The organism is Kitasatospora sp. McL0602 (assembly GCF_052076145.1).
GTDB lineage: Bacteria > Actinomycetota > Actinomycetes > Streptomycetales > Streptomycetaceae > Kitasatospora.
Map to the genome: position 1 here is coordinate 5,575,732 of NZ_CP197246.1, position 24,490 is coordinate 5,600,221.

Annotated in this window: 28 protein-coding genes and 1 pseudogene; 20 read left to right on the forward strand and 9 right to left on the reverse strand. The window is 70.8% G+C overall.

The annotated features are described in order from the left end of the window. Positions 1-132: 132 nt before the first annotated feature. From ACR68M_RS25370 to ACR68M_RS25405, 8 genes are all read left to right on the forward strand, one after another. Positions 133-1,353, forward strand: a complete 1,221-nt coding sequence (locus ACR68M_RS25370; protein ID WP_441246424.1) for a cytochrome P450 — start codon at positions 133-135, stop codon at positions 1,351-1,353. Between the two features lie 98 nt (positions 1,354-1,451). Then, entirely contained in the window at positions 1,452-2,534 is a 1,083-nt protein-coding gene (locus tag ACR68M_RS25375; RefSeq protein WP_441246425.1) for a PP2C family protein-serine/threonine phosphatase, read from the forward strand. Between the two features lie 12 nt (positions 2,535-2,546). Further along, entirely contained in the window at positions 2,547-2,738 is a 192-nt protein-coding gene (locus ACR68M_RS25380; protein ID WP_441246426.1) for a DUF6011 domain-containing protein, read from the forward strand. A gap of 92 nt (positions 2,739-2,830) precedes the next feature. Beyond that, positions 2,831-3,550, forward strand: coding sequence for a Crp/Fnr family transcriptional regulator (locus ACR68M_RS25385; RefSeq protein WP_441246427.1), 720 nt, complete (start codon positions 2,831-2,833; stop codon positions 3,548-3,550). 134 nt (positions 3,551-3,684) lie between these two features. After that, positions 3,685-4,464 (forward strand): hypothetical protein, encoded by a 780-nt coding sequence (locus tag ACR68M_RS25390; protein WP_441246428.1) that lies wholly within the window; start codon positions 3,685-3,687, stop codon positions 4,462-4,464. Further along, the gene (locus ACR68M_RS25395; RefSeq protein ID WP_441246429.1) at positions 4,461-6,554 is read left to right on the forward strand and encodes a hypothetical protein; all 2,094 of its coding nucleotides are present in this window, start codon (positions 4,461-4,463) and stop codon (positions 6,552-6,554) included. Before ACR68M_RS25390 ends, ACR68M_RS25395 begins: the two co-directional genes overlap by 4 nt. Positions 6,555-6,577: 23 nt before the next feature. After that, a complete protein-coding gene (locus tag ACR68M_RS25400; protein WP_441246430.1) occupies positions 6,578-7,753 on the forward strand; it encodes a hypothetical protein in 1,176 nt (391 codons plus the stop codon). After that, the gene (locus ACR68M_RS25405) at positions 7,750-8,157 is read left to right on the forward strand and encodes a hypothetical protein (RefSeq protein ID WP_441246431.1); all 408 of its coding nucleotides are present in this window, start codon (positions 7,750-7,752) and stop codon (positions 8,155-8,157) included. The genes ACR68M_RS25400 and ACR68M_RS25405 overlap by 4 nt, the downstream gene beginning before the upstream one ends. Before the next feature lie 237 nt (positions 8,158-8,394). Here the strand turns inward: ACR68M_RS25405 and ACR68M_RS25410 are convergent, their stop codons facing one another. Both ACR68M_RS25410 and ACR68M_RS25415 read right to left on the reverse strand, forming a co-directional pair. Further along, positions 8,395-9,066 (reverse strand): class F sortase, encoded by a 672-nt coding sequence (locus ACR68M_RS25410; RefSeq protein ID WP_441246432.1) that lies wholly within the window; start codon positions 9,064-9,066, stop codon positions 8,395-8,397. After that, positions 9,053-9,706 carry a hypothetical protein gene (locus ACR68M_RS25415; RefSeq protein WP_441246433.1) on the reverse strand — a complete coding sequence of 218 codons (654 nt, stop codon included), beginning with the start codon at positions 9,704-9,706 and terminating at the stop codon, positions 9,053-9,055. The genes ACR68M_RS25410 and ACR68M_RS25415 overlap by 14 nt, the downstream gene beginning before the upstream one ends. Before the next feature lie 153 nt (positions 9,707-9,859). Here ACR68M_RS25415 and ACR68M_RS25420 point away from each other — a divergent pair, with 153 nt between their 5' ends. Next, a complete protein-coding gene (locus tag ACR68M_RS25420) occupies positions 9,860-10,093 on the forward strand; it encodes a histidine phosphatase family protein (protein WP_441246434.1) in 234 nt (77 codons plus the stop codon). 27 nt (positions 10,094-10,120) lie between these two features. Here ACR68M_RS25420 and ACR68M_RS25425 read toward each other — a convergent pair whose 3' ends face one another. The 3 genes from ACR68M_RS25425 to ACR68M_RS25435 form a co-directional block, all read right to left on the reverse strand. Further along, positions 10,121-10,411, reverse strand: coding sequence for a hypothetical protein (locus ACR68M_RS25425; RefSeq protein WP_441246435.1), 291 nt, complete (start codon positions 10,409-10,411; stop codon positions 10,121-10,123). 426 nt (positions 10,412-10,837) lie between these two features. Then, a complete protein-coding gene (locus ACR68M_RS25430) occupies positions 10,838-12,433 on the reverse strand; it encodes a multicopper oxidase family protein (protein ID WP_441246436.1) in 1,596 nt (531 codons plus the stop codon). Then, positions 12,430-12,870 (reverse strand): hypothetical protein, encoded by a 441-nt coding sequence (locus tag ACR68M_RS25435; protein ID WP_441246437.1) that lies wholly within the window; start codon positions 12,868-12,870, stop codon positions 12,430-12,432. Before ACR68M_RS25435 ends, ACR68M_RS25430 begins: the two co-directional genes overlap by 4 nt. A gap of 87 nt (positions 12,871-12,957) precedes the next feature. On the opposite strand from ACR68M_RS25435, the gene ACR68M_RS25440 reads away from it, so the two are divergent. The 5 genes from ACR68M_RS25440 (at position 12,958) to ACR68M_RS25460 (ending at position 16,344) form a co-directional block, all read left to right on the forward strand. Continuing rightward, positions 12,958-13,380 (forward strand): MarR family winged helix-turn-helix transcriptional regulator, encoded by a 423-nt coding sequence (locus tag ACR68M_RS25440; RefSeq protein WP_441246438.1) that lies wholly within the window; start codon positions 12,958-12,960, stop codon positions 13,378-13,380. A 168-nt stretch (positions 13,381-13,548) separates the two neighbouring features. Next, positions 13,549-13,848 (forward strand): type VII secretion target, encoded by a 300-nt coding sequence (locus ACR68M_RS25445; RefSeq protein ID WP_441246439.1) that lies wholly within the window; start codon positions 13,549-13,551, stop codon positions 13,846-13,848. Further along, positions 13,845-15,140: a putative T7SS-secreted protein gene (locus ACR68M_RS25450; RefSeq protein ID WP_441246440.1), complete on the forward strand. Its 1,296-nt coding sequence runs from the start codon at positions 13,845-13,847 to the stop codon at positions 15,138-15,140. The genes ACR68M_RS25445 and ACR68M_RS25450 overlap by 4 nt, the downstream gene beginning before the upstream one ends. Then, a complete protein-coding gene (locus ACR68M_RS25455; protein ID WP_441246441.1) occupies positions 15,137-15,835 on the forward strand; it encodes a hypothetical protein in 699 nt (232 codons plus the stop codon). The genes ACR68M_RS25450 and ACR68M_RS25455 overlap by 4 nt, the downstream gene beginning before the upstream one ends. Next, a complete protein-coding gene (locus tag ACR68M_RS25460) occupies positions 15,832-16,344 on the forward strand; it encodes a hypothetical protein (RefSeq protein ID WP_441246442.1) in 513 nt (170 codons plus the stop codon). The genes ACR68M_RS25455 and ACR68M_RS25460 overlap by 4 nt, the downstream gene beginning before the upstream one ends. Before the next feature lie 946 nt (positions 16,345-17,290). On the opposite strand, the gene ACR68M_RS25465 is transcribed toward ACR68M_RS25460, so the two are convergent. Next, positions 17,291-17,494, reverse strand: coding sequence for a hypothetical protein (locus ACR68M_RS25465; RefSeq protein WP_441246443.1), 204 nt, complete (start codon positions 17,492-17,494; stop codon positions 17,291-17,293). Positions 17,495-17,626: 132 nt separating this feature from the next. Next, positions 17,627-17,818 carry a hypothetical protein gene (locus ACR68M_RS25470; RefSeq protein ID WP_441246444.1) on the reverse strand — a complete coding sequence of 64 codons (192 nt, stop codon included), beginning with the start codon at positions 17,816-17,818 and terminating at the stop codon, positions 17,627-17,629. Positions 17,819-18,011: 193 nt separating this feature from the next. Here ACR68M_RS25470 and ACR68M_RS25475 point away from each other — a divergent pair, with 193 nt between their 5' ends. Next, complete coding sequence (locus ACR68M_RS25475; RefSeq protein ID WP_441246445.1) at positions 18,012-18,407, forward strand: hypothetical protein; 396 nt, start codon at positions 18,012-18,014, stop codon at positions 18,405-18,407. 198 nt (positions 18,408-18,605) lie between these two features. Here ACR68M_RS25475 and ACR68M_RS25480 read toward each other — a convergent pair whose 3' ends face one another. Beyond that, on the reverse strand, positions 18,606-19,166 hold the full coding sequence (locus tag ACR68M_RS25480; RefSeq protein WP_441246446.1) for a TetR/AcrR family transcriptional regulator: 561 nt from the start codon (positions 19,164-19,166) through the stop codon (positions 18,606-18,608). A gap of 114 nt (positions 19,167-19,280) precedes the next feature. Here ACR68M_RS25480 and ACR68M_RS25485 point away from each other — a divergent pair, with 114 nt between their 5' ends. From ACR68M_RS25485 to ACR68M_RS25505, 5 genes and pseudogenes are all read left to right on the forward strand, one after another. Next, positions 19,281-19,967 (forward strand): SDR family oxidoreductase, encoded by a 687-nt coding sequence (locus ACR68M_RS25485; RefSeq protein WP_441251710.1) that lies wholly within the window; start codon positions 19,281-19,283, stop codon positions 19,965-19,967. A 170-nt stretch (positions 19,968-20,137) separates the two neighbouring features. Further along, complete coding sequence (locus tag ACR68M_RS25490) at positions 20,138-21,139, forward strand: NADP-dependent oxidoreductase (RefSeq protein WP_441246447.1); 1,002 nt, start codon at positions 20,138-20,140, stop codon at positions 21,137-21,139. Positions 21,140-21,400: 261 nt separating this feature from the next. Next, positions 21,401-22,216, forward strand: coding sequence for an alpha/beta fold hydrolase (locus ACR68M_RS25495; protein ID WP_441246448.1), 816 nt, complete (start codon positions 21,401-21,403; stop codon positions 22,214-22,216). Positions 22,217-22,367: 151 nt separating this feature from the next. Continuing rightward, a pseudogene (locus ACR68M_RS25500) lies at positions 22,368-23,228 on the forward strand (diaminopimelate decarboxylase family protein); the annotation flags it as partial. 380 nt (positions 23,229-23,608) lie between these two features. Further along, the gene (locus tag ACR68M_RS25505; RefSeq protein ID WP_266298671.1) at positions 23,609-23,833 is read left to right on the forward strand and encodes a hypothetical protein; all 225 of its coding nucleotides are present in this window, start codon (positions 23,609-23,611) and stop codon (positions 23,831-23,833) included. Positions 23,834-23,878: 45 nt separating this feature from the next. On the opposite strand, the gene ACR68M_RS25510 is transcribed toward ACR68M_RS25505, so the two are convergent. Beyond that, a complete protein-coding gene (locus ACR68M_RS25510) occupies positions 23,879-24,427 on the reverse strand; it encodes a hypothetical protein (protein WP_441246449.1) in 549 nt (182 codons plus the stop codon). Between the last annotated feature and the right edge of the window lie 63 nt (positions 24,428-24,490).

Here is a 24,490-nt window from a genome sequence, read left to right on the forward strand (position 1 = left end):
CACCGCAGCATCTCCAATTCGCCGGGGCGCTGTCGCCGCGGTTGAGCCCGACCCGACCGGGCCGATCGTCATACCGCCCGGCATTACCGGGTAGTAGCGTTCTGCAGACGTGCGTCGGGAGGGGAGTGTGCCATGGACAGTATCGCGATCATGGAGCAGCTGATGACGAGCGAAGGGCGGGCCGAGCCCTACCCGCTCTACGCCCAGGCCCGGGAGCTGGGCGCGGTGACGGCCTGCGGCGAGGGCATGATCATGGTGACGGGCTACCAGGAGGTCAACGAGGTTCTCCGGGACGGCGCCTTCCAGGTCGCCGACGCCGAACTGCGCAGCCGCTGGGAGGAGGGTTTCAACGAGCACTCGTCCAAGATCATGCTCAGCCGCTCGATCCTGGAGCGGAACGAGCCCGACCACAGCCGGATGCGCTCGCTGATCGCCTCCGTCTTCACCGCCCGCCGGATCGCCGCCCTGGAGCCCGCCGTCGTGGCGGCCACCCACCGGCTGCTCGACGAGATGGCCGGGCTGGGCGCCGACGGCACGCCCGTCGACTTCATGGAGACCTTCGCCTACCGGCTGCCGGTCGGCGTGATCTGCGAGCTGCTCGGCGTGCCCGAGGCCGACCGGCACCGCTTCCGCACCCTCGCCGCCGACCTCACCGCGGCCCTGGAGGTCATCGCGGGCGACCCCGAGCTGGACGCCGCCGACGCGGCCGCCGAGGAACTCGCCGGGTACTTCACCGGCCTCGCCGCCGAGCGCAAGGCCCGGCCGAAGGACGACCTGGTCAGCGCCCTCGTCCAGGTCGCCGCGGCCGACCCGGCGCGGCTCTCCGGCCACGAGCTGCTCGCCAACCTCGTCCTGCTGCTGGTGGCGGGCTTCGAGACCACCACCAACCTGCTCGGCAACGGGCTCTCGCTGCTCCTCGACCACCCCGAGGCGCTCGCCGGTCTCCGCTCCGGCGAGATCAGCCCCGCCGGGTACACCGACGAGGTGCTGCGGTTCGATTCACCCGTCCAGGTGACGTCCCGGGTCTCGATCGGCAACGGCCTGCGGATCGGCGGCCTCGACGCGCCGTACGGGTACTTCGCGTTCCTCCTGATCGGCGCCGCCAACCGTGACCCGCAGCGGTACGAGCACCCCGAGCGCTTCGACCCGACCCGCCGCGACAGCCGCCCGCTCAGCTTCGGCGGCGGCCCGCACTACTGCCTCGGCGCCCAGCTCGCCCGGCTGGAGTCGGCCGTCGCGATGCCCGCCCTGCTGGCCCGCTTCCCCCACCTGGCCAGAGCGGGGGAGCCCGTCCGCCGCGACCGCTGGGTGCTGCGCGGCTACCAGAGCCTGCCGCTGACCCTGGGCCGATAGTCCCGGCGGGCCGGGACCTTCGCCCGCCGCGCCGCCGCCGGAAATCGGGCCACCATGGAGCGAGGTGTGTCCACGATCCGGCGGCAGGAGGCCCCAGCTTGTCGCAACTCACCCCGCCCCTGCCCGCTCCCGTGCGCCGGGCCCCGCGCTGGGTGCTCGCGCTGCCGCTGCTGCTGATCGTGGTCGACCTGGTGCTGGAGTTCTCGCTCCCGAGCGATGTCGCGGCGGGCTTCCTGCTCACCGTCCTCCCGGTGGTGGTGGCCTTCTCGATGCGCCCGCTCGTGGTCGGCCTCTCCACCGTCGGCGCCCTCGCCCTGCAAGCCGTCCTCGCCGACCGGGCCGAGCACCTCACCGAACAGCACCACGTCTGGGTGTACGTCTCCACCGCCCTCGCCGGGGCGCTCGGCGCCGCCCTCTCCTGGCAGCGCATCCGGCAGGACCGCGACCTCGTCCGCGTCCGCAGCATCGCCGAGACCCTCCAGCGCACGGTGCTGCGGCCCGTCCCCACCCACATCGGCGGCCTGCGGGCGGCCGGGCTCTACCGCCCGGCGCACGCCGACGTCGCGATCGGCGGCGACCTGTACGAGATCTGCGAGACCCGGTACGGCACCCGCGTCCTGCTCGGCGACGTCCGGGGCAAGGGCCTGGACGCTGTCCGGACGGTCGCCGACGTGCTCGGCGCCTTCCGGGCCGTCGCCCACGAGACCGCCGACCTCGGCGAGTTGGCGGAGCTGCTCGACCGGCAGGTGCTCCGCGCGGCCGCCGAGCGCGGCGACGACGAACTCTTCGTCACCGCCGTCCTGCTCCAGCACCGGCCCGGCTCCGGCCGGTGCGAGCTGGTCAACCGGGGCCACCTCGACCCCGTCCTGCTCACCCCGTCCGGAGTCCGCCTCGTCCACTGCCCGGAGGACCTCCCGCTCGGCCTCGGCCAACTCGCCGCGGCCCCCGCACAGACCGTCACCCTCCCACTGCCCCCGGGCCACACCCTCCTCCTGCACACCGACGGCGTGAGCGAGGCCCGCGACGCCACCGGCACCTTCTACCCCCTCACCGACCGCCTCGCCACCCTCCCCGGCGCGGACCCCGAGGCCGTCGTCGCCTTCCTCGACCAGGACGTCCGCCGCCACTCGGCCCCCCTCACCGACGACCTCGCCGTCCTGGCCCTCACCCCGGCCGGCTGAAACACTGCCCGGATGCCCGAGGAACCCGCCCTGATCCCGCTGCCCACCCCGGCCCCGCCCGCCGTCGTCGTCCGCTGCCGCCGCTGCGGGCGCCCACTGCACGACCCCGAGTCGCGCATCCTCCGGCTCGGCCGCGAGTGCCGCGGCCCGGCCGAGGCCGTCCACGTCGTCCCAGGGGAGCAGGACACCCTGCCGGGGCTCTGAGCAAAGAGGCGGACAGGCTGGTTCCGGTACGCGAGCCGTGCCCAGCACTTCGATGGTGTACAAATGTGCCTGAAAAACGGGCAGGGGAGGCTATGGGAGGGCAAGGACGAGGGACACCCGGCGGGCTGCCGGAGGACGCCGGCTGGGACGACAAGGTCCCGTACCTGGCCAGGCTCGATGCGGACGACCGGGCAGCGCTGCTCCAGCTCGGCACCGAGCAGCGTTATCCCGCCCGGTCGGCCGTGCTGCGGGAGGGCGAGACCTCGGCCCACGTGCTGGTGATCCTCGACGGCTGGCTCAAGGTCACCGCTAACTCCGGTGCCGGGCACGAAGCGCTGCTCGCCCTGCGCGGCCCCGGCGACATCGTCGGGGAGAGCGCCGCGGTGAACGGCACCGCCCGCTCCGCCACCGTCACCGCCCTGGAGGCCGTCCGCGCGCTCTCCGTCCGGGAGGCGGCGTTCGCCTCCTATCTGGCTCAGCGCCCGCAAGCCGCCATGCACCTGCTGCGCCTGGTCACCGACCGGCTGCGCTCCGGCGACCGCAAACGGCTGGAGTACGCCTCCTGCACCGTGAAGCAGCGCCTCGCCCGCCTGCTGCTGGAGCTGGCCGAGGCCCACGGCCGACAGGTGGACGGCGGCGTGGCCATCCAGGTGCCGCTCACCCGCAGCGAACTCGCCGGGTCCGTCGGCGCCTCCCGCGAGGCCGTCACCCGGTTGTTCACCGAACTCCGCGACCGCGAGCTCATCGCGACCCCCGGCCGGGCGGTGGTCGTCCTCCGCCCCGACATCCTGCGGCGGATGGGCGGCTACTGAGCAGGGGGAAGCCGCACAGGGGAAGTCACTGAGCAATCCGTCACACCTGAGGTGTGCCGGTGGTCCTCCTCGGAGCCGTCGGGCAGGGGGAGGCTGTCCATGTCGTCATCGGACCGTGAACACAAGGGGAAACAGTGGCAGAGCCCGTCAACCGGACGATCCTGCTGATGGACATCGAGGGGTCGGGGCGCCGCCTCGACGTCGAACAGGCGGTGATCCGGCGCATGATGTACTCCGTCCTACGAAGCACCCTGGCCGCCGCCTCCGTCGAACCGTCCGAGTACCGCAAGGAGGACCGGGGTGATGGTGTCTTCGTCCTCGTCAACCCCGCAGTGCCCAAGATGCAGCTCATCCGGGCCCTCCTGACGCACACTCCCGCCGAGCTCCACCAGAGCAACCGGCTGGCCAGCCCCAGCGCCCAGGTGCGCCTGCGCACCGTGCTGCACTCCGGTGAAGTGGCCCTGGACGAGGAGGGCGCCCTGGGGGCGGACCTGGTCGAGGCCTTCCGGCTGCTCGACTCGGACGCGCTGCACCAAGCGCTGCGCCGGACGGACGAGGCGAGCGTGCTCTGCGTCTCGGAGGCGGTGCACCACGGCGTGGTCCGGCACGGGCACCCCGGCATCCGGGCCGAGCACTTCCACCATTTCGCCACCGAGGCCAAGGAAGGCGCCCTGACCGGCTGGTTGCACGATCCGACCCAAATCGCCACTGAGCCGGGTCGGCCCGAACGCCCGGCCGGTCAGCCCTCCGGGCCGACCCACTCGCCCGCTCCGCCCCAGCCGTCACACACTTCCGCGCTGCCGCCCATGCAGATCGGCTCCGGCAACTTCTTCTTCGGCACCGGCGCCCAAGTGGCTGGTGACGCCGTCGCAGGCAACAAGTACGTCAACGAGCCCCAGGACGGCCGCCGATGACTGCCGAACCCGAGGACACCACGGCCGAGCCGGAGCCCTCGGCCGAGGACGACGCCGAGGGTCCGGAGGCACCCGAAGCCTGGGAGGCCTTCGAGCAGTTCCGCGCTCTCGCGCAGCAGTTGCTCGGCGCCACCGCCGGTGGCGCCAACCTGATGGGCACGGTCTCGGCGGGCGGTGACGTGGTGGCGGGAGGCAAGCAGGTCCTCCATTTCCACGCGGCCACCGACCGGGCCCGGACGGCCACCGGGCCACTGCGATCAGGCGAACTGGCCGCCACGGAGCGGACGTTCGCCGCCACCCGGCGCTACGACGAGGCGCACGGACGTCTGAAGAGTGATCAGGTGCTCGTCCTGCGCGGCCACTGGGGGACGGGCCGCCGGACGGCTGCCGTCCGGCTGCTGGCCCAGCTCTCGGCCCGGTCCGAGGTGATCGCCCTCGACCCGGACGGAGATCCGGCCCGGATCGGCGAGCAGCTCAGCCCGGGGTGCGGCCATCTCCTCAGCGATCCGGTGACCGGCCGCGAGGCGCCCCTGCGGGCCGCCCACCTGCATGCCGTCCGCAAGCAACTGGCCGAGCAGGGCGGGCTGCTGATCGTCACCACCGACCCGGAGGCGGCGTACTACGACGTCCCGGCCGTCGACTGGCAGCCGCCCGATCCCACCCAGGTGGTGCGTGCCCACCTCGCCGCCCGTCTGGAGGACGATGGCTTCACCGGCGTGGACGCCCACTGCACCCGGCTGGTCGCGCTGCCGGAGGTGGCGGCCTACCTGCGCAGCGGGCCGACCCCGCGCGAGGCCGCCGGGCTGGCCGGGCGTCTGCACGCCCACGCCGCCGGGCGGATGGACACCACGGAAGTCACCGCCTACGGCCGCGCCGCCGCCCTGGCCGTGGTCGACGAGTGGTTCGGCGAAGCCGGGCCGCACCTGCGCGACAAGGCGTTCCTGATCGCCCTGGCCGTCCTCAACGGTTCCCCGTACCCGCAGGTCACCGAGCTGGGCGACCAGCTCTACCAGCGCCTGCGCGCCGTCGAACGGCCCTCGCACCGTCCCGGCCTGCGGGTGTTCGCCGCCTCACCGAGGGAGCGGCTGCAACTCGCGCGTGCCCACGAGTACGAGGGCACGGTGGAGAGCCCCTGGGGGCGGCTGCCGCAACGGCTGGTCGCCTTCCGGGGCGAGGAGATGGGCCAGACCGTCCTCGCCCACGTCTGGATGAGCCACCCGGCCGTACGCGCGCCGATGACGGCCTGGCTCCGGGCCCTCGCCGTCGACCGCCGGGCCGCCGTGCGGCTGCGGGCCGCCGTCGCCGTCGGCACCGTCGCGACCGCGGACTTCGCCTTCGCCCACGACACCCTCATCAGCCCCTGGGCAGCCTCCGCCCGGCCCGGCCAACGACAGCTCGCAGCCTGGGCGTTGACCACCTGCGGCGAGGGCGAGCAGCAGACGGTCGTCCGCAGGCTGCTCAACTCGTGGAGCCGGGAGGGTGGCTCCGGCCGCCGGTGGACGGCCGCCCGTACGCACGCCCTGCTCGGCGTGCGGCTGCCCGAGGCCGCGCTGCGCGACCTCGCGCTGATTGCCGACCGGTCCGACGATGCCCTGCGCGGCGCGGTCGTCCAATCCCTGGTGACCCTGCTCCGCACGGCGGCGGCACCCCGGGTGCTGGCAGCGCTGTGCGCATGGTCGGAGCCGGGGCACCCGCTGCGCCCGACCGCCCTCAAGGTCCTCCTCCAGGCAGCCGGGTCGGAGCACGACGAACCCGGCGACGGCCTCCCCGCGCTGCTCGGGCTGGCCCGTCACGACACCGCAGCAGTCGAGTCGCACACCCTGCTCTGGCGCCGGGTGCTCGCCGACCGTGAGGCGCGGCGGGACGGCCTGGACCGGCTGGGGCGTTGGATCACCGCCTCGGCCGGACACGATGAGCTGGATGCGGCACTCACCCGGCTGCTCCCCGCGCTGGTCGTGAGCGAGAACGACGCGGAGCGGCTGGAGCACCTCGTCCGCCGCCGGACGACCCCGGGCGACGCGAGCAGCACGAGCCTGCTCGGGGCAGTACAGGCCGCCCGGCACAGCGCCGGTCGAGCGTCTGCCGAGTGACAGACAGCAGAGGAGAGGAACACATGATGGTGCCGTCCACCGATCGCAGGCGAGCGAAGGCCCCCGGCGCCGGCTCGCCCGAACGCAGAGCCGACCACGACCCGGTCCGGGCCGAACGGGCGCTCCAGCGCTTCGAGTTCATCCGGAGCCGCCCGCCGGTCTCCGCCGATCGCGCACTGGTCTTCATGGCGGCGTCGGGCGAGAGCGTCCCGTACCTGCCGAGCCACCAGCCCACCCGGGGTGAGCTGGTCGGCAAGAACTTCCGCACGCTGTACGAGGTCGAGATGGGCTACCAGCACCTCACCTTCGAGCACCGGCTGCCCAGCGTCGGCGACGCGTTCTTCTTCCATGCCGAGACCGATGTCACCTGGCGGGTGGTCAAGCCGGGCGATGTGGTGGAGAAGGGCATCCGGGACGTCCGGGTACTGCTGGAGCCCCGGCTGCTGGCCCGGATGCGCCAGGAGACCCGAAGGTTCGCCATCGAGCAGAGCGCGCAGGCCGAGACGGCCGTTCACGACGCGCTCGCCCTGCACCCCCTGGCCGAGGCCGAGGGGCTCGAGGTCACCTGCAGCGTCCGGCTGAGCCTGGACCAGCAGGCGATCGAGTTGCACTCGAAGCTGCGCGGGGTCGATTACGCCAAGCAACAGGCTTCCCACGAACACGAGTTGGACCAGCTGAAAGCCCGCCATCTGCAGCAGCTGACCGAGGAGCGCTCCCGCTTCAATGCCTCGATCGAGGCCGACGCAGCCCTGCGGGGAGTCGACTACGCCCTGAAGCGGGCGAAGCGCGAGCACGAGCTGGACTGGCTCAACACCCGCCACGACCACGAGATCACCGCCGAGCGGACGCGCTTCTACGCCTCGATGTTGGAGAGCGGCGAGTTCGAGCGCTGGGGGCTGCATCTCTCCAAGAATCCGCAGGACATCCCGCTCGCTCTCCAAGGCCTGCGGGACGACGAGCGTGAGGCGTCGGCCAATCAACTCCAGTTCGTCGAGAGGCTCCTGGACTCCGGCGTGGTCGAGGACCACCAGATCGCCGAGACCGCCCGGCTGGCGGTGGAGACCGTCAAGGCTCGGCTGGCCGACGCGGCCGTCGGCAGGACCCGCAGGAGGCCCCTCTACCGTGAGGACCCGGCCGCCCAACTGGAGAAGGGCCGCCCCGTCCGCCCTGACTCCTCAGCGCCGGAGGACAAGCCGTGACTCTCGCCGGGGCAGCTGCGGCCGCGGCCGACAACTCGCACCTCTACTGGCAGCTTGTCGGCTTCGCTGCCCTCTCCGTGCTGTTCTACGTCCTGTTGCGGTTCGCCGCCGCTGGCTCCGTCCTCCAGGTCGCGGCAGGTGTCGAACACGGCGTCAACCTCCTCACCGTCGGCCTTCTCCTCCCCGAGTACGCCGTCACCCGAATCGCCCGCCGTACCACCGGCCGCCCCGCCCCCTTCGCCTACCTCTACGGCGACGCCGTCTGCGGTGCAGCCTGCGCGGTCCACCGCCTTGCGGCCCTCCTCCTCACCGCCGTGCACGCGGCCGCCCTCCGGATAGGCCACCGAGAGGCTCTCCTCCTCGGCCTGGCCACCTCGGCCGCGATCTGCCAGACCTGGTGGTAGCCCCGGAAACCCTTCAGCTCACCGGCCAGGCGTTTCGGGGGCTCAACCACTCACCAGGAATCCCGGAGCACACCGTTGCGGTGGCGGGTGGGCGGCACGTCGGCGTCCTCGAAATCGGCCAGAAGGAGGATCTCCCGCACGCGGAGCCGGGCCACCTGCCTTCGGCGACCGGTCGGCGTCTCACCCTGAGGCCGGACGGTTCCGCCCGGATCCCGCCACCGCCGTTGGCGCCGCCGGTCAGCGGGCCGAGGTCAGGTGGGCGAAGACCACGGTGTTGGACTCGTAGCCGGTCCGGCGGTCGAACTTGCCGCCGCAGGTGATGATCCGCAGCTCGGACCGGTTGGTGGCGCCGTACACCAGGGTGTCGGGGAAGTCCTTCTTCGGGAACACCCGGACGGAGTCCACGGTGAACACTGCGGTGCGGCGGTCCTTGCGGGTCACGGCGACGGTGTCGCCGGGGCGCAGCAGGCCGAGCCGGTAGAAGACGGCCGGCCCGTTGTGGTTGTCGGCGTGCCCGACGACGATCGCGTTGCCGGCGGCGCCGGGGGCGGCGCCGTCGCGGTACCAGCCGGCCAGGTTGCGCTGCTCCATCGGCGGGGTGTTCAGCTGCTGCGAGGCGTTGAGCCCGAGTCCGCTCACCGGGGCGTCGACCTTGATCGCGGGGATCCGGATGCTGGTCGGCACGGAGGGCGGCAGCGGGGGTGCGGCGGCCACCGGTGATGCCACGGGGGCCGGGGACGGCATGGTGGTCACGGCGGTCGAGGAGGGCGGTGGTGGCCCGCCCCGGTCGGCACTGCCGTCGTGGACCAGCCAGCCGCCGCCCGCCACCAGCAGCACCGCGACGGCCCCGGCCCGCCATGGGCCGGGGCCGCCGCGGCGGGCGCGGGAGGGGCGGTCAGGACTCGGCATTGCGTCCGGGACGGCGGCGCAGTGCCCGAAGGCCCAGCCCGGCCGCACCGGTCAGCAGCGCCGCGCCACCGATCACCTCGCCGGTGTTCGCGCCGGAGGAGCCGCCGCCACCAGTCCCGACCCCGCCGTGCGGCCCGCCGCCGGGCGCGGTCGACTGGCTGGGCGAGGCACCGGGTGACTGGCTCGGGGAGCCCGGGGGCGACGGTGAGGGCGAGGGCGAGCCCGTGGCGCACTGCACGTCGAAGACCTTGTGCTTCGCGCTGCCGTTCTCGCCGACGAAGGTCCAATCGAGCTTGTAGTGCCCGTCCGGCAGGCTGTACGTCTGGGTTGCCCCGGAGCCGGTGGCCAGCGCGATCGAGCCGGCGAGTACTTGAGCGGTGCCGGTCGGCGGTTGCTGGGAGATCGTCCAGTTGACCAACGTGACGGTGTCGAAGTTGAAGGCGTCCAGGTAGAACCGGCAGACCTTCGGATCGTCGTTCTGGTTGGTCACCGGCGTGGTGCTGTCGTGCACCTTGACGTCGCCGTTGTCGCCGGGCGCGGCGAGCGCGACCGGGGCGGCGCCCAGGGCGAACACGATGGTGGCCGCGGCGGCGGCGGCCAGCCGGCGGGCCGACGGGAGGGGGAAGGAAGGGGGTCTCACGGTGGGCTGCTCCAGGTGCCGGGGCCGCACCCGGGGGTGGGCGGCCGTCCTGCCACCGTCCGGCCGGGCGCCCCTGGCGGCAACTGTGCCACGCGTGATCCGCCGTGGTTCCCCACAATGGCGCAGTGTTCCCTTGAGACCCGCACCTCAGTCGTGCTGAAGGCCGGTGAGGACGAAGCCCACGGCGGCCGGACGGTGGCGGTGGCGGAGCCGGCGGTCATCCGGGCGACCGTGGTGCACGCCCTCTCGCTGCCGCCGACAAGCTTCTGGCGACTCGACGTCGTACCGCTCTCGGTGACCGAGCTGTCCGGCCACGCCGGTCGGTGGAACCTGCGCTGCGGGGAGACACTGGCATCGCCGTCGTCCCACCGCGCAGGCCCCGCCTGACCGCTGGGCGTGCCTCGGGTCTGCCGACTACGTCGCCGGGGCGACGTCGTTCCAGTCGGGCTGCCAGCCGCCGAATCGGGCGGTCCCGGTGGCCACGTCGCCGCCGGTGTTGAGGTCGAGGTGTTCCCAACTGAGGCCCGCAGCCACGGCGGAGGGCCAGCAGCCGCCGCAGCCGTTGAGCTGGAGGCCGGGGGTGACGGCGGCCGTGGTGACGGTGCCGTCCCCGGTCGACTGCGGGGCCAGGTGCTCGGACTGGCCGTCGAGCAGCAGGCCGCCGGCGGCGACGGCGAGTGTGGCAAGCGCGGACAGTGTGAGCATGCGAAGTCGTGGCATCGGTTCCCCCGTTGATGTCCTTCGCCCGCCCCTGCACAGGCAGGCGCACAGCCCGGTCATCAAAGCATCACGGCCTCTGCGTGGCAAGGGCCGCTGGCGCTCCTCCAACTGCCGGACACGGCGGTGACAGCTACTGGACGGCGGCGATCAGAACGCCCTTTGACAGCAGTTCTTGAGGGCGTCCGCGATGAACTTGGCGAGCCCCCTTGACGACACGGGTGAGGTTCCTGGACTCCTCGACCAGCTTGAGGACGGCCTCCTCGGCCCGCTTCGCGAGGGGCCGAGGCGCCGGCCGGCCACGGACCGGACCGTGACAGGGCGATCAAGAAGGCGTCCTGCTCGTGGCTCCAGTCTGTGGACGGTCCTACGACGACCTCACGGTCACCTGCCGTCAGCGACCCGCGTCGGCCGTCATTCCGTGGTGAACTCTGCCATCATCGCCATGTCCTCGTGTTCAAGGTTGTGACAGTGCAGCAGGAACCGGCCGGCGTAGTCGCTGAACCGGACCGCCACCTCGACGCCCTGGGCCGGGAGGACGTCCACCGTATCCTTCCAACCCGCGTCGAATGCCCCGGGCTCCGCGCCGTTCCTGTTGACCACCTGGAACGGGTCCAAGTGGAGATGGACGGGGTGATGCAGGTCGGTGACGAAGCGCCAGATCTCGACCTGGCCGAGCTTCGGCGCCGCGAGCGAACGGCCGGGCTTGTAGTCCTGCCCGTTGATGGTCCAGTTGTCCTGGGACTTCTGGAACAGGAAGGTGCGGGTGGCCACGGCCTTGGCCGGGTCCAGCGTCTCGACGGCCGCGAGCTTGCCGGGCACCCGCGAGTCGTCGCTGACAGAGGCGTTGCCGATGTCGAAACGCATGACCTCGGCAGTGCTACCGCTACCGATGCGGTTGACCAGCCGGACACTGCTGCCCGCCGGGTAGCGGGCGAAGTCGACGACGACGTCGAAGCGCTCGGCCGGGGCCAGCTCCAGCGAGTCGTGCGCCACCGGGCGCTCCAACAGGCCGCCGTCCGAGCCGATCTGCAACAGGCCGCCGCCACCGGGCGGCTGCGGGTCGAGCTCCAGCTTGTAGCGGCGCGCGTTGGACGCGTTGAGCAGCCGCAGCCGGTAGCGGGCACGGTCGACCTGTGCGAACGGCCAGGGCGCGCCGTTGACCAGGATCACGTCGCCCAACACGCCGTTCATGTACGCGTTCTGGACGCCGGGCTTGCCCTCCACCGGATCCAACGCCGGATAGGCGAACGAGCCGTCCGCGCCGAAGGCCCGGTCCGCGATCATCAGCGGCAGCTCGCGCGGGCCGTGCGGCAGGCCGAGCGCGGCCTCCTCGTCGTCTCGGACCAGATGGAAGCCGGCCAGGCCGCGGTAGACGTGCGCGCCGGTGTAGCCCATGGTGTGGTCGTGGTACCAGAGCGTGGCTGCGCGCTGCTGCATCGGGTAGACGTACTCCCGCTCCGGCTTGGAGGTCGCGCCACCCATGCCCGGCATCCCGGCCATCCCGGCCATCCCGGCCATGCCAGCCATGCCCGACGAACTGCCGCCGCCCATGGGGGCGATCAGGTCCAGCGGGTAGCCGTCGCTGTCGTGCGGCACGTGACCGCCGTGCAGGTGCACCACGGTCGGGTGCGGCAGCTCGTTGCGATGGGTCACCACGGTGCGTCGCCCGGAGCGCGACTCGATGGTCGGCCCTGGGAAGACGCCCTGGTAACCCCAGACCTCGGTGTCGTGCCCCGGCACCAGCCGGGCCAGCCCGGGGCGCGCAGTGATCTCGTAGTAGTCCGTGGTGCCGTCCGTGCGCACCGGCTGCAGCACGGTGGGCAGCGGCAGCGGGACGGCGTACGCCTTGGGCAGTGGCACCCTGCTACTGAGCAGCAGGCCCGGCTGACCGCCCGGGATCATCCGCCCGAGCAGCGGCAACCCGCCCGCGACGGCCCCCGCGCCGAGGACACCGGCCGCGCCGACACCCAGAAGCCGTCGTCGGCTCAGGCCCTGACCGCCACTCATGCCCGGACCTCGGCGACATCCACGGCAGCGGTGGGCGTCGACGCCGCGTCAGTGCCGGGCTTGAAGCGGAAGACGTCGGTGACGAACTTCTCCCCCATGATGAAGATGCCGACGCCGAGCGGGATGTGCAGCAGTAGCACCCGGTCGAAGCCGAGCGTGATCTGGGCGACGCAGAGCACCAGCAGCACGCCGTACTGCAGGGCGAAGGCGCTGGGCCCGCCGCCGAGGCGCCAGAGCAGCAGCGAGGCGATCACCGAGAGCAGCACTGCCGTGGCGAGAATCATGGCGGCCAACATGTGGGCGTTCAGCAGAGGGTAGAACCCCTGGAGGAAGCCCCCGGCCAGAACGGGCTGTCCGGCTGCGAGCAGCCCGACGAGCGCTCCGGTCACCCGCAGCGTGAACAGCGGCCAGCGTGGCAGGACAGGACTTCGCGGCATGATGATCCCCCGGGGAGCGAATATTTCGTCTCTGGCGAGATATTCTCATATGAGATTGATGCTCGCATTCCCTATACTGTTTTGGCGATGACCGATCACTCTCCGAAGCCACCACTGGGCCTGGCCCTCCGTCAGGCCCACCTGCGTGCTGCGCAGGTCTTCGCGGAGGAGTTGCGCCCGCTGGGGATGGAGAACGTCCTGGCCGGCATCCTGATGCAGCTGACACTGCGGGGCCCGCAGACGCAGCGACAGCTGACGGACAGCCTGAGCAGCGACAAGTCCGCGATGGTGCGCCATATCGACTCGCTCGAACGCCAGGGCCTGGTCCTGCGCGAGCCGCACCCGACGGACCGCCGCGCGCATGCGGTGATCCTCACGGACGCGGGCCGGGCGCGCCTGGCCGAGACGCAGGCCGCGGCTGCCCGTACCGAGCAGCGCCTCACGGGATGCTTCACGCCGGAGGAACGGGATCTCCTGCATGACCTGCTGATCCGTTTCACGCGCGGGTGAGCTGCAACCCCAACAGGAACACCAGCGCGTAGCTGTGGCGGGTCGACCCCCAGACAAGGAACCGCTTCGAGAGAACTGTGAAGACTTCCTGGGGTCGCCTCGGAGCGGGGACACTGCGCGGCCTAGGCTGAGTCCGACCATCCGGAATCGTCAGGGGAGCAGTGCGCCATGGGGGACTACTTCCGCGTTGAGGTGAATGAGCTCGACCGGCTGCTTCAACAGCTGCAACAGAGCCAGGACGACCTCCGCACGGCACTCGACGCGATGCGCGACATCGGCCCGAAGAGCACCGGCAGCAAGTCGCTTGACCATGCGTGTGACGCCTTCCACGACAGCTGGCACGACGCGATCAAGCTGATCTCCGACGGTACGGGGAAGATCGAGGACAAACTGCGCGAGACGGCCAAGGACTATACGGAGACCGAGCAGGCGATCCGCGACGCCTTCAGCAAGGGGGCCGCAGCATGAGCAGTGACCACGACTTCCCGGCTCTCGGCTTCGACCCGGCCCCCGGCAGGCCCGAGAGCGTGGACGCACTGGTGTCGAAGCTGGCTTCGACCGCCGGCGCGCTGGAGAGCGCGCACAGCACGCTCGTGTCCATCAGTCACAGCGGCAGCGCGTGGCAGGGCCAGGCGGCCGAGGGCTTCGCCAAGAAGGTCGGCGAGCTGCCCAAGACCATGGCGGACAGCGTGGACGCCCTGAAGGCCGCGTCCACCCAGTTGTCCTCGTGGAGCAGACAGCTGGTGAGCTACCAGGAGACTGCCAAGCGCTACGAGGCGGAGGCCGAGGAGGCAAAGCGCCGGCGGCAGGAGGCGGAGACACGCAAGCACGACGCCACCGCCCAGTACAACCAGGCGTCGGACGACCCCGCCTTCCAGCTGGTCGGTTACCGCTTCGCCGACGACCAGCAGCTGGCGGAGGCCGAGAACAGGATCAGGGCGGCACAGGCACAACTGGAGACGGCCAACCAGCAGTTGGAGACCGCGTCACAGGAGCTCTCGTCGATCGAGGACGAGCTCCACCAGATCGTCAAGCAGGCCAAGGAGCTCCACGGGCACCACCAGCACGACGCGGACCAGACCGCCAAGGCCCTGCGCACGGCGAACCACAACGCACCGCACATCAGCGCCTGGAGCAAGCTCGCCGACGGCTTCAAGAAGATCGGGAAGGGCATCAAGGACTGGGCGACCAAGCACGCCGACCTCCTGAAGAAGGTCGGCGACATCGCCGGCGCCGCGTCGGCCGTCCTGGGCATCGCCGCCCTGGCCACCATGTGGTGCCCGCCGCTGTCCGCCGCCCTCGGTGTCGCCGCGGCCGGTGCGTCGGGCGTCGCCCTGGGGGCGCACGGCCTGGCCAAACTCGGTGGTGCCGACGTCAGTTGGACGACGATCGCACTGGACGGAGTCGGCGTGGTCCCCTTTGTCGGCGGCGCCGCCAAGGGCATCAAGGGCGTCACCATGGGCGTCAAGGCCATCAAGGCCGAGGGCTCCCTCGCGGCCGGCGGAGCGAAGCTGCTGGAAGCCGGCAAGGCCATCGAGAGCACGCACATGGCAGGCGGCCTCCTGCACAGCAAGGTCATCGCGCCGATCTTCACCAAGACTCCGCTCCGGAACCTGCCTGGTGCCATCACCACTCTGGACAAGGCGGGCAAGGAGGTCCTGAGTGCCTCGTCGTGGTGGTCGCGCGGCATACAGATCGGCATGAAGGGCAGCGGTCTCGGCCTGCACGCACCCAAGCTCTACCAGGAAGTGACATCGTGACGGTCGAACCGAGCGCCGCCGCAACGCCCAGGATCGACGACGAGCTGGACATTCGCTGGGAGGTCCCGGTCATCTTCCACTCGCTGGGCGTCGCCCTCTCCGAGGAGGAGCGCTCGGCACACATCTCGGAGGTCGCCGCCGAGGTCTGGTCGGGTGGTACGGAGTTCCAGCGCACCACTGTCGCCGGCTGGTACAGCGAGATCGCCGCGGAGGCCGCCGAGGACGGCGCCGTCTACGCGGGATTCGCGCTGCTCGGCACCGAGGACGACCGGGTCAGCGTCGCCACCCTGGTCATACTGGCCGAGGAATCCGACACCTCCGACCCTGCGATCGCCGCCGCCGCCCTGGTCGAGTTCCTCTCCATGGACCCCGCTCACGAGGTCATCCGCTCGGACGTGAGCTGCGGTCCAGCCGTGGTGTCGATCTCCGGCATGATCATGGACCTCACCGAGCAGGCCGGCGTTCCGACCTCGCTCGAACTCGCCCAGGCCGAGGTGTACATCCCCGTGCCGGGCGCGGACACCCTGCTGGTCTGTCGGCTGAGTACGCCGTCGATCGCCGACTTCCCCGAGTATGTGACCATGCTCGCGCAGATGGCCGATACGGTCGTCTACAACAAGCCCGGTACCACTGCACAGGCTGCTGCCGCGGTCACGCTGCCCAACCAATCCAGGATCACGGAGGCATTCGGGTGAGCGACTGGTACACCCCCGCACCGCCCGGGACGAACGTCGGTCCACTGCCCAAGCGCTCAGCCGTCGGGCTCGCTCTTCAGTTCGCCTTGCAATGGCTGTACCTGGTGCCGTGGATCGTGTTCTACGAGGTCTGCGATCTTCAGTACGTGGGGGAATGTGTAGCGGAGGGCAGTAGCAAGAGGCACGTCCTGACCTTGGGCAGGTACCGGTTGGAGCGTCGGGGTACACAAGAGGACTGGGAGGCTTGGGCAGACCAGGCCCTCGATCTGGGGACCCGCGTCACCTTGCGCCACGAGCAGGACCGCCGGGCGGGGAATGCCGGCGGCAAGAAGCGGTACACGCACAAGGAGCAGGTGCCCACCACCTTCATCAAGTGCCGCTACTACCGGGGAATCGGTGCGGCAGGAGTGGCCGCTCTGGCAGCCCGGCGCGGCTGGGACATCGACTGGAAGGCCAGCACGCCGGATAAGCAGATCCGCCTGGTCTACCGGAAGCCCCTCGACGCCTGAGCAGTCGCACCTGGCGTGGAGTTCCACCTAGACGGGGCGCAAGTACAAGGTCGACTTCATCGTGCGGAAGGCCCGTTTCACACCGCGAGCCAGCTCGTGCGCGGCGGGCAGATCGGTCGCACTGCCTAACAGGTCGGCGCGCAGCCGCTCTACTCGTACAGGGGTGGTTGGCCAGAGGGAGCGGGCGAGGGGCTTGGCTTCGGGACGGCTGTGGGCTGGTCGGGCAGGAGACGCTCTCGCCGGCACCTTCTTTCTCGGGAAACGGGTCGAGGGCCCCGGTGCGAAGTTGCGCCGGGGCCCAGGGATATGTCGATTCACTGCTCCATCTACTGCACTACTGCTGCCGGCTGTCGAGCCGACTTGCGGTGTCCGCGCTGCCCGGGGGAGGGGCATTGCGCGGGGATCGCGTATGCGTGACCGAGGACCACCTCGTCCATGACGTTCCATGGCGATGGCCACTGCGGTGACCGCCTGGCTTCGATTGCGTGCCGTGGCGGGCGATCCGACGGGGTGAACCCTTCCCTTCTCCTCTGGTGTGCATCGTGCGTACTGCCGGTACTGCCAACTGCTGACAACACCCGTCCTGCTGGTACTGCGTGGTGTGAACTTCGGTACTGCGGGTACTGCGAACTGCCGGGTGCTGCCGGTCCTGCGTACCGCGCGTGCGCGACCGCCGCCGCCGCAGGCCCCACGCACAGCCGGGCCCGTAACGCCTGGCAGGTCACCCGTCTTCCGCCGTGAACCCCTTCTGCCATGACCGGGTCCCGCGTACTGACGACCTGCACGCCTCCTGCATCACTGCTGGTACTGCGAACTGCGGTAATGCTCGGGCAGTTCGTGTCTGCCCGTCCTGCTGTCCTGCTCTTCCAACACCAGGAACATTACATAGGCCGCCGCTCAATGTCTACTCTCGCCAGTGCAGGTTTCCGTGTTCGGGTGTCGGATCTTATTGAGGCATCGTCTGGCCGGGGCCGGTGGAACTGCCGGTGTGCGGGCCGAGGGCGTCTCGCAGGGCGTAGAGGTCGGCGACGGTCGCCTGCTCAGACAGCCGTGCCGGCAGCCGGTGCACGACTCGGCCGTCGCCGTCCCGGGCCGCCTCCACGATTCCGCTCAGCACCGAGCCGTCGGCACTCGGTTCGGGCTGCTTCATCTCCACTCTCCTTCACCCCCGCCGGGGCGGCGTACGTCGGCGTCCGGGCCCTGGGATACCCGGCCAGGGCGGGAGACTGCCTGCCAGGCGGCGACCCCGACCTGTGGGGCGCCAGCAGTCAGGCGGTGTCGTTCAGCCGACGGGTGCAAGCGCGGTGAGCGCGGCGGCCAGGATGTCGTGGACGGCGGGCTCGGCCGAGCTGGAGGCGAGCAGGAAGCCGAAGGCGGCGGCGACGCAGGCAGTGCCCACAGTCACCTGGCGCTGACGCATGAGTACCGCGAGGACCGCGCCGAAGAACACCACGGCTGACACGTGCACAACCACGCTCGCACCTCTCCGATCCGGAGGGCGACGGCCCAGCCGCCGCCCCATATCTATCTCAGCCAGTCCATATTTTGCCACTACATGATCACAGCTAATGAAACTGCTGTGGACCGGCGAGCCGGAGGTCGGCAGGCCGGGGCCGCCCAGGGGTGTCCGTGCTGGCGGCTTTCGGTGGGCACTATCCTCCAGTGGCATGTCGAACCCTGATGGGCTGCTCGTCGACATCGCCGCAATGGTGGAGTCCGAGCACAGCAACCAGATGCCCCTGGCTGTCGTCGTCCCCGGAGCGGTCATCGCCGGCCGGCTCGCACCACAGGGCCTGTGGAACGAACGGGTGGCCGAAGTCCTCGCAGGCTCCGAGCACCTGAAGCCGTTCGCCGCCCTGTTCGCGCCGCCCGCCGCCGGCGATGGTGGCGCGGACGGCGAAGGCGCGACAACGCCCGCCGTGCGGCCGACGCATCTGCACCTGCACGTCGCCCGCATTCTTCAGGGCAGCTGCGGCCTGCCGCACACCGGCGGCATGTACCGCATCGCCACCGCCGACATCAGCAGCTGGACGGTTGGAGACCTCAGCTACTCCGACCAGTGACACCAGGTCCGGCATGGTTGCCCCCCGGGCCCGCCGCTGCTGCGGCGCGGTCCCGGGCGCTGTCGGGCCCTGCGGCGGGGCGGTTGGATGCGAGGTCGTACTGGTGCGGGTGTCGGGCCGGGGGGGCCGGTCGCGCGCGTCCGAGCGGGAGCACCGTCCGCCTCTCCCGATGTGCCGCGGCGGGCCGCATGGCCCTGATCAGTCGGCTGCCGTCAATGCGGTGCGTGCGGCGGTGAGGATCTCCGCGGAGAGCGGGGAGCCACTGGTGGCGCGGGACAGGACGAGTGCGCCGAGCATGGTGCACAGCCGGGTGATGCCGTCCTGCTCCTCGGTGGTGAGCCACTCGGCGAAGTCGCCCACGCCGTCGGTGTAGATCCGGCGGGCCTCGCGGTCTGCGCCGTCGCGTGCCATGTCGGTGGCGAGTGCGGCGACGGGACACCCGTCTGCCGGGCTGTCCCGGTGCTCGGGGGAGAGGTAGGTGTCGATCAGTGCCTGCTGGGCGGCGCGGCGCTGCCCGCCGTGCCGCTCCAGGCCGTCCCTGTGGTGCCGGGTGAGTTCGTCGAAGGCGTGGGCGGTGGCCTCGTCGATGAGCGCCTCCTTGGAGGGGAACTGCTTGTAGAAGCCACCGTGGGTCAGACCGGCTGCCTTCATGAGGTCGGCGACGCTGACGTGTGTCCCTTGCTCCCGGAACAGACGGGACGCGGTTTCTACGACCCGCCGGCGGTTCTCCTCGGCCTGCGCCTGCGATACCCGGCCCATCGGCCACCTCCCGATTGGATGTCGACTGGCATCTATCCTAGTCCAGTGTTTAGATTGTTGTCGTAATCTAATTGTTCGGGCCGCCCGACGGCGGCCATGGCGCTGGGAGCGGGCATGGAACTGAAGAACGCGGTCGCGGTGGTCACCGGCGCCAATCGGGGGCTCGGGCGGCATCTGGCCGCCCAGCTCGTGGAGCGCGGGGCAAAGGTGTACGCGGCAGCCCGGCGCCCCGAGACCGTGGACCTGCCGGGGGTCGTCCCGCTGCGGCTCGACGTGACGGACGAGGAGTCGATCCTGGCCGCTGCCCGGACCGCGTCCGATGCGACGCTGCTGGTGAACAACGCCGGCATCTCCACGGGAACTCCGCTGATCACGGGCGCCCTGGACGCGGTGCGCCTGGAGATGGACACGAACTTCTTCGGTCCGCTCGCCGTGACGCGGGCCTTCGCCCCCGTCATCGAGTCCAACGGCGGCGGCAGCGTGCTCAACGTCCTGTCCGTCCTGTCCTGGCTCCACCCGGCCGACCTCGGAGCCTACGCGGCGGCCAAGGCCGCGGCCTGGGCACTGACCGGCGCGACCCGGGAGGAACTGGCGCCCCGCGGAATCACCGTCTCGGCGCTGCACGTCGGATACATGGACACCGGCATGGCCGCGGGCGTTCCGGCCGATCAGAAGGCCGATCCCGCCAGTGTCGCCGCGAAGGCCCTGTCCGGCATCGAGGCGGGACTGCCCGAGGTCCTCGCCGATGACATCACACGGCACGTGAAGCAGAGCCTGGCCGCATCGCCGAACGCGGCGTAAGGCCCGCGCCGCCCCGGCGGCGAGCCTGATGCGCGGCGGCGAAGGCTTCAGAAGACCATGACAATCTCCACAAAACATCTCGTACCGGCACAGGCCCGGAACGAAACAGCGGCCACATCCGCAGACGGCGGGAGCCGCGTCCCAAGGCGGACGGTAAGAGGAGGACGACGATGAAGGCTTTCACCTTCGGGCGGTACGGCGACCAGGGCGGCCGGATCACCGAGATCCCGGACCCACGGGTGGACGCGGAGGACGTCCTGGTCCGGGTCCAAGCGGCGAGCGTCAACCCGCTGGACTTCAGGATCCGCGACGGCGACTTCAAGCGGATCCTGCCGTACCGTCTCCCCCTCGTCCTGGGCAACGACCTCGCCGGAGTGGTGGTCGAGGTGGGACCGGCCGTCACCAGGTTCGCGGTGGGCGACGAGGTCTACGCCCGGCCTGACAAGGACCGCATCGGCACCTTCGCGGAACTCATCGCCGTCCACCAGGACGACCTCGCGCCCAAGCCGACCACCCTCACCATGGCGCAGGCCGCCTCCCTTCCCCTGGTCGCGTTGACGTCGTGGCAGGCGCTGGTCGAAAGGGCGCAGGTCCAGCCGGGCCAGAAGGTCCTGATCCACGCGGGCTCCGGCGGCGTCGGCACCATCGCCATCCAGCTCGCCAGGCATCTGGGCGCCCACGTGGCCACCACCGCGAGCGGGGCCAAGGCCGGCCTGGTCAAGGAACTCGGTGCGGACGTCGTCGTCGACTACCGCACCCAGGACTTCGAGGAGGTCCTGGACGGCTACGACGTTGTTCTGGACGCCGTCGGCGGCAAGACCCTGGAGAAGTCCCTGCGGGTCCTCAGGCCCGGCGGGAAGGTCATCAGCATCGCCGGACCCCCCGACGCGGACTTCGCCCGCGAGCTCGGTGCGACCCCGGTCCTGTGGCTGGCGATGAACGCGCTGAGCCTGAAGACGCGGTACCACGCCAAGCGCCAGGGCGTCACCTACTCCTTCCTGTTCATGAAGGCCAGCGGCGACCAGCTACGCGAATTCACCCGGCTCATCGACGCCGGAACGATCCGCCCCGTCGTCGACCGCGTCTTCCCCTTCGACCGGATCCACGAAGCGATCGAGTACGCCGAGAAGGGCCGCGCCAAGGCCGGCAAGGTCGTCGTCACGATGGAGTGAGGGCCGCCCCCTCCCCCGGAAATCGATCACGAGCGCACCGCGCGCTCCCGAGGCATCTGACCGTCGACTCCGAAGACTGCAACCGCAGTCGGGCGACCCGTTACCGCTCCGCAGCCACCCTGCGCGGAAGACAGGGGGCTGCGCACGCTGGCGGTAACCCTCACACCGAAGGGCACGACCGTGAATGACGCAGCCGAAGTACGAGGCAACGTGGTGACGTCGTACCAGAACGCACCGACCCGCACCGTCACCGCCGACGGCGTGACCTTCGCCTACCGCGAGTTCGGTCCCCGCTCTGGTCTCCCGGTGGTATTCCTCACCCATCTCGCCGCCGTGCTTGACAACTGGGACCCCCGGGTCGTCGATGGCATCGCTGCCAAGCACCGGGTGATCACGTTCGACAACAGGGGCGTTGGCGCGTCCACCGGTCCGACACCGAAGACCATCGAAGAGATGGCCAAGGATGCAGTCACCTTCATCCGGGCGCTCGGGCTCGAACAGGTGGACATCCTCGGTTTCTCGATGGGCGGCATGATCGCCCAGGTGATCGCGCAGACCCAACCGCAACTCATCCGCAGGATGATCCTCGCGGGCACAGGCCCTGCCGGCGGCGAGGGCATCAAGAACGTGACCCGGGTCTCCCACCTCGACACCGTCCGAGCACTGCTCACCCTTCAGGATCCGAAGCAGTTCCTCTTCTTCACCCGCACCGCGAACGGTCGTCGGGCCGGCAAGCAGTTCCTGGCACGCCTGAAGGAGCGCACACAGGACCGGGACAAGGCGATCTCCCCCACCTCCTACCTCTCCCAGCTCAAGGCCATCCACCGCTGGGGGCTGGCCCGGCCGCAGGATCTCTCCGTCATCCAGCAGCCCGTGCTCGTCGCCAACGGTGACGACGACCGGATGGTTCCGACGCAGAACTCGGCCGACATGGCCCGGCGACTGCCGAACGCTGAGCTGGTGATCTACTCCGACGCCGGCCACGGCGGCATCTTCCAGTTCCACGAGCAGTTCGTGCAGACGGCTCTCAAGTTCCTCGAACGACAGAGCTCACCGAATCCGCCCGGCGGGAGCTGATCGAGCCCCTCGGCATCCACGCTCTTGTCCTCGATCCGAAGCTCGTCGCGCCGCCCGTCGTCACCACCGTCCCCCAACCGGGCCGCGCGGATGCCCGCAGACCGCCTTCCCGGCGCAGCCCGCCTACCCGTCGGGCGAGCGACCGCTCGGCAGCCCTTGGCCCAGCTCGGCCCTGCCCAGGCCTGGCGGCGAGCTGCTGGTCAGCGGAGTCGGCCTCGCTGAGGTGGCGGGACCGCTTCGGCACCCCGCTGTACGTCCTGGACGAGGCCGAGGTACGGGCGCGCGCCCGTACCTACCGCGCCGCCCTGCCGCACGCCGAGGTGCTGTACGCGGCCAAGGCCTTCCTGTGCACCGCGATGGCCGACTGGGTCGCTGACGAGGGACTTGGACTGGACGTCTGCTCGGCCGGCGAGCTGCGCCTGCGCCGCCGCGGCAGGCTTCCCGCCCGAGCGGATCCTGCTGCACGGAAACGCCAAGAGCCCCGAGGAGCTCCGCCTGGCCAGGCGCCTGCGGGTCGGGCGGATCGTCATCGACGGGCCTCGCCGAGATCCCCCGGCTCGCCGCACTGGCCACCGCGGACACACCCCAGCGGGTGCTGGTGCGTGTCGTGCCCGGCATCGCCGCCGGCCACCACGCGGCCGTGCGCACCGGCATCGACGGGCAGAAGTTCGGCTTCCAGATCGAGGGCGGCGACGCGGCCGAGGCCATCCGCCGTGTCCTGGAGCAGCCCAGCCTTCAACCCACCGGCCTGCACTGCCACCTGGGCTCGCAGATCACCACGGTCCAGGCCTACCTCGCTGCCCTCGACCGGCTCGTCCAGTTGTTGGCGCAGATCCGTGACCGGCACGGCGTCGAACTCCCCGAGCTGGACCACGGCGGCGGCCACGGCGTGCGCTACCTCCCCGCAGACCCCGAACTCGACCCGGCCGACCTCGCCGCCCGCGTGAGCGAACATCTCAGCACGCTGCCTGCTCCTCGCCCGGCACCGGGTGAGCCCGTTTCCGCCCCCGCACTCCGCTGCGCCCCCAGGGGCAGGTGTCGGCGACGGTTGGGCGCGGCGCTTGCCGACCGGTCCGCCTGCACCGCGATGTACGAGCCTTCGAATTCTCCTTTTGCCCCGGAGGCGCTGGGTCCCCGCCCCGCGGGCGGGGACCCAGCCATGAGAAAGGCGCGAAGTATGCTCCCTGGCAACGTAGTTGAGGCGATTTGGCCTGCCCTGGATGTCGGGGCCGAGGGGGTGCGGTGCGACCGGCGCAGCCTCAGAGTCGCCCTGCGCACGTGTGGACCGTCGGCCCCGAGCCGGAAAAGGTAAAGTCACCCGCCGTTTCGGGATCGGAGGAATTGTGGCTTCCGCGCGGGTCAATTTGTGCTTTTCACTGCATACTGGAGGGGATGACAAAATCAGTAGTTCGGCGCCACCTGCCCACCAGTCCCTTCAAAGTCCGGGTCGAAGCGCCGCGCAAGCGGTTCGAGGTGGGAGATCGGGTCTCGCACGACCGGTACGGCCTCGGCCGGGCGATCGGGGTCGAGGCCGACAGTGACATCGCGGTCCTCGTCGACTTCGGCTCACAGCAGCGGCGGATCACCCAGCCGTACGCCGCACTGTTCAAGCTCTGACGACACCGCCCTCTCAGTCCCACGGTCTCGTTTCCTGGCGGGTGCTCAGCGCTGCTGCCACCGACGATGAAGATCGGTGATCTTGCCCTCCAGGTGGGCGAGAAGAGCCTGATCATCCGCTGGCACGTCCCGGCCAAGCCTTTGTGCCACCTCGCGGTGCAATTGCAGCGACTCGCCCGTTTCGTCGGTGATGAGCACGGACAGGAGCGGCTCGTCGGCTGCTGTCGACTGGTCCACCAGCGCCAGGACCTGGGCCTTCTGCAGGTGGCTGAGGGTGGGCAGCAGCTTGTGCCCGGTCCTCTGGTGCAGGGCGTCCCATGAGGTGGTCCGCTGCTCGCGGGCGCTCTTCTTGAGCGCACCGCGGATGGCGTTGGCCACGCCCGCCATGGGGTTGTTCTTCGCGGCGTTCCACCACGCCTGGTCGGCGGGGTCGGCCCCCCGGACTGACTGCGGTGAGGCCGGCAGGGGGTTGCAGGCGGAGCTGTCGTCCGTGAGGGGAGGGGCCCCCGGTCCCGTAGGAGCCTCCAGGTACACGGTGGTGCTGTCCGAACCGGTGCTTCCCTGAGCGCCGACCTCGATGAGCTGCTTGTCCATCCTTGCCCTCTTCATGCTGTACTACCGCTGACCGGGATCATTGTGCACGCCAGCCGCCGGTCC